Source organism: Actinomadura rupiterrae, from assembly GCF_024172125.1.
Classification (GTDB): Bacteria; Actinomycetota; Actinomycetes; order Streptosporangiales; family Streptosporangiaceae; genus Spirillospora; species Spirillospora rupiterrae.
The window spans coordinates 736,631-743,764 of sequence record NZ_JAMZEA010000006.1 but is presented as its reverse complement, the minus strand read 5'-3'; the positions used below and the strand labels follow the sequence as shown (position 1 = coordinate 743,764).

8 protein-coding genes are annotated in these 7,134 nt (G+C 73.6%); 5 read left to right on the top strand and 3 right to left on the bottom strand.

The features are described 5' to 3' along the window. Position 1: 1 nt before the first annotated feature. Positions 2-361, top strand: a complete 360-nt coding sequence (locus FHU30_RS24245) for a nuclear transport factor 2 family protein (protein WP_253878839.1) — start codon at positions 2-4, stop codon at positions 359-361. Positions 362-422: 61 nt separating this feature from the next. On the opposite strand, the gene FHU30_RS24240 is transcribed toward FHU30_RS24245, so the two are convergent. Together FHU30_RS24240 and FHU30_RS24235 are read right to left on the bottom strand one after the other, a co-directional pair. Next, entirely contained in the window at positions 423-1,301 is an 879-nt protein-coding gene (locus FHU30_RS24240) for a S1 family peptidase (protein ID WP_253878838.1), read from the bottom strand. Between the two features lie 389 nt (positions 1,302-1,690). Then, on the bottom strand, positions 1,691-2,782 hold the full coding sequence (locus FHU30_RS24235; RefSeq protein ID WP_253878837.1) for a S1 family peptidase: 1,092 nt from the start codon (positions 2,780-2,782) through the stop codon (positions 1,691-1,693). Positions 2,783-3,125: 343 nt separating this feature from the next. Here FHU30_RS24235 and FHU30_RS24230 point away from each other — a divergent pair, with 343 nt between their 5' ends. The 3 genes from FHU30_RS24230 (at position 3,126) to FHU30_RS24220 (ending at position 5,960) form a co-directional block, all read left to right on the top strand. Then, complete coding sequence (locus FHU30_RS24230; RefSeq protein WP_253878836.1) at positions 3,126-4,118, top strand: ABC transporter ATP-binding protein; 993 nt, start codon at positions 3,126-3,128, stop codon at positions 4,116-4,118. A gap of 25 nt (positions 4,119-4,143) precedes the next feature. Beyond that, positions 4,144-5,097 (top strand): ornithine cyclodeaminase family protein, encoded by a 954-nt coding sequence (locus FHU30_RS24225; protein ID WP_253878835.1) that lies wholly within the window; start codon positions 4,144-4,146, stop codon positions 5,095-5,097. A 68-nt stretch (positions 5,098-5,165) separates the two neighbouring features. After that, a complete protein-coding gene (locus FHU30_RS24220) occupies positions 5,166-5,960 on the top strand; it encodes a patatin-like phospholipase family protein (RefSeq protein ID WP_253878834.1) in 795 nt (264 codons plus the stop codon). A gap of 32 nt (positions 5,961-5,992) precedes the next feature. On the opposite strand, the gene FHU30_RS24215 is transcribed toward FHU30_RS24220, so the two are convergent. Beyond that, positions 5,993-6,202 carry a hypothetical protein gene (locus tag FHU30_RS24215; protein ID WP_253878833.1) on the bottom strand — a complete coding sequence of 70 codons (210 nt, stop codon included), beginning with the start codon at positions 6,200-6,202 and terminating at the stop codon, positions 5,993-5,995. 140 nt (positions 6,203-6,342) lie between these two features. Between FHU30_RS24215 and FHU30_RS24210 the strand changes: the two genes are divergently transcribed. Next, complete coding sequence (locus FHU30_RS24210) at positions 6,343-7,131, top strand: SDR family oxidoreductase (protein ID WP_253878832.1); 789 nt, start codon at positions 6,343-6,345, stop codon at positions 7,129-7,131. The last annotated feature ends 3 nt before the right edge of the window (positions 7,132-7,134 follow it).

Sequence of the window (7,134 nt, the reverse complement as noted above, 5' to 3'; positions counted from 1 at the left end):
GATGGCCGGATCCGAACTGGAGAAGCTCGTCCGGACCTACTACGAGCTGGTCGACGCCGACCGGCTGGACGACATGCTCGCGCTGTTCCACGACGAGATCGTCTACGAGCGCCAGGGCACCCCGACCATCGTCGGGATCGACGCGCTGCGCCGCTTCTACCGGGACGAGCGGGTGATCGCGTCCGGCGCGCACCGGCTCGACCAGGTGCTGCCCGGCGACGAGTGGGTCGCGGTGCGCGGCGGCTTCGCCGGGCGGCTGCGGGACGGCTCGCCGGTCGACCTGCGCTTCACCGACTGGCACCTGTTCCGCGACGGCCGCATCGTCCGCCGGGAGTCCCTGTTCCCCGGCCGGACGGTATGACCCGTCCGACCGGGGAACTGACCGGGGCAGGTGGCCCAAGGGGCCGGCTAACCGGCTGGGTTTAGTAGACGGACGCGCCGAACGCGCTGAGCGCGGCGGTGACGGGCTGGAAGAAGGTCGTCCCGCCGGAGGAGCAGTTGCCGCTGCCGCCGGAGGTCAGGCCGAGCGCGGTGTTGCCGGCGAACAGCGAGCCGCCGCTGTCGCCCGGCTCGGCGCACACGGTCGTCCTGATCAGGCCGCGGACGGTGCCCTCGGCGTAGTTGACGGTCTGGTTGAGCGCGGTGACCGTGCCGGAGTGGACGTGCGTGGTGCTGCCGCTGCGGTACACGGTCTGCCCGACGGACGGGGTGGCCGCGGAGGTGATGTCGCGGAAGCCGGGGTAGAGGTCCACGCCGCCCTGCGTGTCGGTCGGGGTGGAGGAGTACTTCACGATGCCGTAGTCGTGGCCCGGGAAGCTGCTGCCCGCCGTCGTGCCGAGCACGGCGGTGTGCGAGGAGTTGGAGTACCAGGTGGAGCCGAGGTTCGTGCAGTGCCCGGCGGTCAGGAAGTAGTAGGCGCCGCTCTTCTTGACGTTGAAGCCGAGCGAGCAGCGGTACTGGCCGGTGTAGATCGCGTCGCCGCCGGCGGTGTACAGGTGGAACGCCCCGGCCACCCGCTCGATCCGGACGGCCTTGCCCTGCTTGGCGGCGGCGGCCTTGACCTTGGCGAGCTTGGCGCCGGTGACGGTGCTGTCGATCGACAGCACGACCTTGCCGGTGCGGTCGGCGCCCCAGGCGGTGCCGGGGACGGACGCGTCGCGCTGGAGCGCGGCCATGACCTGCTGGGCGTCGGCGGGGGCGGTCGGCTGCGCCTGCGCGGCCGGGACGGTGACGGCGGTGGTGAGGAGCGCGGCGGCGGACACGGTCAGGGCAGTGCGGGTACGCGGGTGCGGGGTACGCACGGGGAGCCTCCCGGGGGGTTCGGATGCGTCCTGGGCGACGCACCCGGAGTGAGCCGAGCATCCGTTGGCGGCGGGCCGCGCGCCTAGGGACGATCATGCTTATCTCGGACCGCGGGAGTTGGCGAAAAACGTTCGGGATAAATCGGCGAAACCGGGCATGGCTACTGGTTTGACACTTGTAGTCGGGCCGAGTGCGGCGCCCCGTCGGCCGCCGGGACACCGCACCCTCGCTCGGAGCTACGAGCTGCAGCGCGCTACGTGGCATGTGGCGCTGCTCGCATGTCGCGCGACGTGGCGCGTCGCGCTACCTGGCCTCTCGCACTGCCTGGTCTCTCGCGCTACCTGGCGTGTCGCGCGACGTGGCGTGCCGCGCGACGTGCCAGGGGACGTCAGTACAGCTCGACGCCGAAGTGGCTCAGCGCCGGGCCGACCGGCTGGAAGAAGGTCTCCCCGCCGGAGGTGCAGTCGCCGCTGCCGCCGGAGGTCAGGCCGACGGCCTTGTCCCCGGCGAACAGCGAGCCGCCGCTGTCGCCCGGCTCGGCGCAGACGGTGGTCTGGATGAGGCCGGAGACCGACCCCTCCTGGTAGTTCACCGTCTGGTCGAGCGCGGTCACCTTGCCGTCGTGCACCTGGGTGGTGCTGCCGCTGCGGCTGACGGTCTGCCCGACCACCGCGTCGCCGGCGCCGGTGATGTCCTGCTCGCCCTTGGAGTACAGGCTCACGACGCCCTTGGTGTCGGACGGCGCGCTCGCGTACTTGACCAGGCCGAAGTCGTTTCCGGGGAAGGTCCCGTCCACGGTGTCCCCGAGCGGCTTGGAGCCGCCCTGGTCGGCCGACCACGACTTGCCGATGGCGGTGCAGTGCCCCGCCGTCAGGAAGTAGTAGTCCGAGCCCTTCTTGACGTTGAACCCGAGGGAGCAGCGGCCGCCGCTGGTCCAGATGGCCTCGCCGCCCGCGGTCAGCGGCCGGAACTTGCCGCTGACGTGCGAGAGGCGGACCGCCGCGCCGTGCTTCTGCGCGGCCTTCTTGACCTTGGCCAGCTTGCTGCCGGTGACCGTCCTGTCGACCGACAGGACGACCTGGTCGGCCTTCGGGTCCGCGGCCCACGCCGTGCCCGGGATGCTCGCATCCCGCCTCAGCGCGGCCATGACCTTCTTCAGGTCGCCGCCGGACCGGGCGACCTTCCGGGGTTCCGCTCCCGCCGCGCGCACGGCCTTGGCCGCGTTCGCGCTGGTCACGGTGACCACGAGCTTGCCGGTCGCGTCGTCCACGTAGGACCCGGCGGTGGCTCCGCCGAGCTTGGTGGACAGGCCCTTGGCCAGGGCGGCCTTGGCGAGGTTCGCCTTGGCCAGGGCGACCTGCGGGGAAGGCGTCGCCGGTCGGGCGGCCTTCCCGGGGGCCGCGGTCGCGATGGCCGGGACGGCGGCGAGGGTGGCCGCCGTCAGGCCGAGGGCCGTGCCGAGCACGACCGGTCCGCGCACGCGGGTGTGACGGATTCTCACTGGGCCTCCAGAGGGGATTGGGCGCGCCCCTAATGGCGCGCCGGAGGTCATCCCCGAGCTTGGTGATCGACCTGACTGAACGGAACCCGAGAAGTTGCCGAAGAACCGCCGACTCGTTGGCACATTGGGTGCGCGTCCGAACCCATATTTCGGGCATGGTGGCCCGATGGCCGAAACCCCTCCGGCGTTGGATGTGCTGTCCAACAGCGGCCTGCCGCCGGCCTTCGCGCCGGACCCGCCCCGACGTATCGTCGAAGCGGCGGGGGGCGGCAGCAGGCCGCGGGAACCACCCCGCCCCCGGCCTCCGCCCGCGGGAGTGGCCATGGGCATCGAGATCCGGGTGGAAGGGCTCAAGAAGTCGTTCGGACGGCAGGTGGTGTGGGAGGACGTCAGCCTCACCATCCCCGCCGGGGAGATCTCCGCGCTGCTCGGGCCGTCCGGCACGGGCAAGTCGGTCTTCCTGAAGAACCTGGTCGGGCTGCTGCGCCCGGACCGCGGCCACGTCTACGTGGACGGCCGCGACGTCCCCCGCGTCCGCGAGGACGAGCTGTACGAGGTGCGCCGCCGGTTCGGCGTGCTGTTCCAGGACGGCGCCCTGTTCGGCTCGATGAACATCTTCGACAACATCGCCTTCCCGTTGCGCGAGCACACCCGCAAGGGCGAGGCCGAGATCCGGCGGATCGTGCTGGAGAAGATGGACATGGTCGGGCTGACCGGCTCCGACGACAAGCTGCCCGGCGAGATCTCCGGCGGCATGAAGAAGCGCGCCGGGCTCGCCCGCGCGCTCGTGCTCGACCCCGAGGTGATCCTCGCCGACGAGCCCGACTCCGGGCTGGACCCCGTCCGGACGGCGTACCTGAACCAGCTGTTCGTCGACCTCAACGCCGAGATGGGCGCGACGTTCCTGATCGTCACGCACGACATCGGCACGGCCCGGGTGCTGCCCGACAACCTCGGCCTGCTGTTCCGGCGCGGCCTGGTGATGTTCGGGCCGCGCGAGATGATCCTGTCCAGCACGCACCCGGCGGTGAACCAGTTCTTCAACGCGCGCCGCGAGGGCCCGATCGGCATGGCCGAGGAGAAGGACCAGGGCGAGCTGGCCGCCGAGGGCGGGTCGCCGAAGGCGCTGCCCGCGCCGATCCTGCCGCAGCTCATGCCGAGCGGCGGCGGCGTCCGGCCGTCCATGCGGCGGCCGGGGGAGTGGCTCGCCGAGCACCGCGTCCAGCCGCCGCCCGGATCGTTCGTCGACGAGCTCGGCCGGGACTGGCTGAACGACTGGGATTCCCTCACCTCCGCGCGGCGCCGCCCCGAATAGCCCGGCGAACTGGGACAATAGCCCCGTGACGCTGCTGCTGAACCGCTCCGACCTGGAACGCCTCCTCGACCCGGCCGCGGTCCTCGCCGCCCTGCGCGCCGGGTTCACGGCCGGGCCGGGCGAGGTCGCCGCGCGCCGCGTGGTGACCCCGCTGCCCGGCACCGGCAGCGCGACCGCGCTGATCCCCGGCCTGGTCGCCGGCGTCCCCGCGTACACGGTCAAGGTCAACGCCAAGTTCCCGGCGTCCCGGCCCGCGCTGCGCGGCGTGGTCTGCCTGCACGACCTGGAGTCCGGCGCGCTGCTCGCGCTGCTCGACTCGGCGACCGTCACCGCCTGGCGCACCGGCCTCGCCGCCGCGCTCGGCACCGACGCGCTCGCCCGCCGCGCGGGCGGACGGGTCGCCGTGGTCGGCGCGGGCGCCCAGTCCGACCTGGTGCTGCGCGGACTTGGCACGCTCCGGCCCGTCACCGGCCTCACGGTCACCGACCTGGACGCGGGCCGCGCCGCCGCGTTCGCCGAGGCGCACGGCGCCCGGCTCGGCGTCCCGTCCGGCACCGCGGACGACCCGCGCGAGGCCGTGGCCGGCGCGGACGTCGTGATCGCCGCGACCTGGGCGCGGCGGCCGCTGCTGCACGCCGCCGACATCGCGCCCGGCACCCACCTGACCTCGCTCGGCGCGGACGAGCCCGGCAAGACCGAACTCGCCCCCGACCTGCTCGAACGCGCCCGCGTCGTGGTGGACGACGTGCCGCTCGCGGTCGAGATGGGCGTGCTCGCCGCGGCGGGCCTGTCGGTGCGGCACGCCGCCGGGACGCTCGGCGACCTGCTGCGCGGCGAGGTCCCCGGGCGCGTCCGGGACGAGGAGGTCACCGTCTACGCCCCGGTCGGCCTGCCCTGGCAGGACCTCGCCCTGTCCTGGGCGGCCTACCAGGCGGCGCAGGAGGCCGGGGCCGGGACGTCCTACGACTTCCTCGGCTGAGGCCCGGTCCTCGGCCCGAGGCCCAAAGTCCGATACCCCCTCCCCGGGGCGCTCTCTAGGTTGGGAACATGACGACCTCCACTGATGTCGCGCTCGTCCTCGGCCCCGGCGGCCCGATCGGGACGGCCTGGCTGCTCGGCCTCGGCAACGGCCTGCGGCGCGCCGGCGCCGACCTCGCCCGCGCCGATCTCATCGTCGGCACCTCGGCGGGCGCGATCGCGGGCGCCGCGTTCGCGCACGGCCGCGACCTGGACGAGGTGGCCGAGGTCCCGCCCGGCGAGCGGGTCGGCGACCCGACCGCGATGCCGCGCGTCTTCGAGATCCTGAACGCGCCCGGCGCCGACCCGCGCGAGTCGCTGCGCAAGGTCGCCGCGCTGGCGCGCGAGGTCGTCGCGATGCCGCCAGAACGGCACATGAGGTCGATGGAGTGGATCGCCGGTTCGGCCGAGTGGCCGGACGCGCGGCTGCTCATCACCGCCGTGGACGCCGACGCGGGCGAGCCCGTCGTCTGGACGCGCGACAGCGGCGTCCCGCTGCCCGCCGCGATGGCGTCCAGCAGCGCCGCGCCGGGCGCGGTCCACCCGGTCGGGATCGGCGGGCGCGAGTACATCGACGGCGCGTTCGGCGGCGGATCGAACGTCCACCTCGCCGAGGGCGCGGGCACGCTGATCCTCATCGAGCCGATGGGGCACCTGATGCCCGGCCCGGACGGCGGCGCCGACCTGCGGATCCACCCGGACGCCGCCACTGTGGAGGCGTACGGCCCGGACCTCGGCGACCGCACCCGCTGGAACGCGGTCTACAAGGAGGGCCTGCGGCAGGCCGCCGGCGTCGTGGAACAGGTTTCAGCCCTGCTCCCGTGAACCGCCTCACGCCGCGGTCGCGGGGCTGCCGCTCAGCGGCCGACGCGGGGGCGCTGCGAGGTGAGGTGCCAGCCGGAGCAGGTCGGGCAGCGGTAGGCGCGGATCTCGGTCTTGTCCCGGTCCGGGCGGCCCTGGCGCTGGATCGTGGCCAGGGCCAGGGTGGCGGCGATGCGGTCCCTGAAGCGGACCTTGCCCGTCGGGCAGCGGGTGGGGACGCGGTACCGGGTTCGGCGACGGGACATCGGAACCACCTCCGGCGCGACAGGGTGATGATTCCGGTGTACATCAGGATGATGCCAAAGTCCCGACTTTCACCGCCAAATCCGCTGTAAGGCGCCGAGAGCGCATTGAAACACGTTCTCGTTCGTGCTGGGGTTGGGGGGTGATCTGGGACCGCTTCCGCATCGACGGCCGCGTCGCCGTCGTCACCGGCGCCGGGCGCGGCATCGGCGCGTCCTCCGCCGTCGCGCTCGCGCAGGCCGGCGCCGACGTCGTCCTCGCCGCCCGCACCGAAGAGCAGCTGCGCAAGGTCGCCGCCGAGATCGAGGCAGCCGGGCGGCGCGCCCTGGTCGTCCCGGCCGACCTCTCCGACCCCGCCGCGTCCGCCGACCTCGCCGCCCGCGCCGCCGACGCGTTCGGACGGCTCGACATCGTCGTCAACAACGTCGGCGGCACCATGCCCGCCGCCTTCCTCGACACCGGCACCGACGAGCTGGAAGAGGCGTTCCGGTTCAACGTCTCGGGCGCGCACGCGCTGACCCGCGCCGCCGTCCCGCACATGCTCGCGGCAGGCGGGGGAGCGGTCGTGAACATCGCCTCCGCGATGGGACGCATGGCCGGGCGCGGCTTCCTCGCCTACGGGACCGCGAAGGCCGCGCTCGTCCACTACACGCGTCTCGCCGCCACCGACCTCGCGCCGCGCATCCGCGTGAACGCGATCGCCGTCGGATCGGTCGCGACGTCCGCGCTGGACATCGTCATGACCAACGACGAGCTGCGGACGCGGATGGAGGCGAACACGCCGCTGCGCCGCATCGGCGACCCCGAGGAGGTGGCCGCGTCCGTGCTCTACCTCGCCTCGCCCGCCGCCGGGTACGTCACCGGGACCGTCCTGCGCGTGGACGGCGGCACCGACGTGCCCAACCTCGACCTCGGCCTGCCCGACCTGTGACGC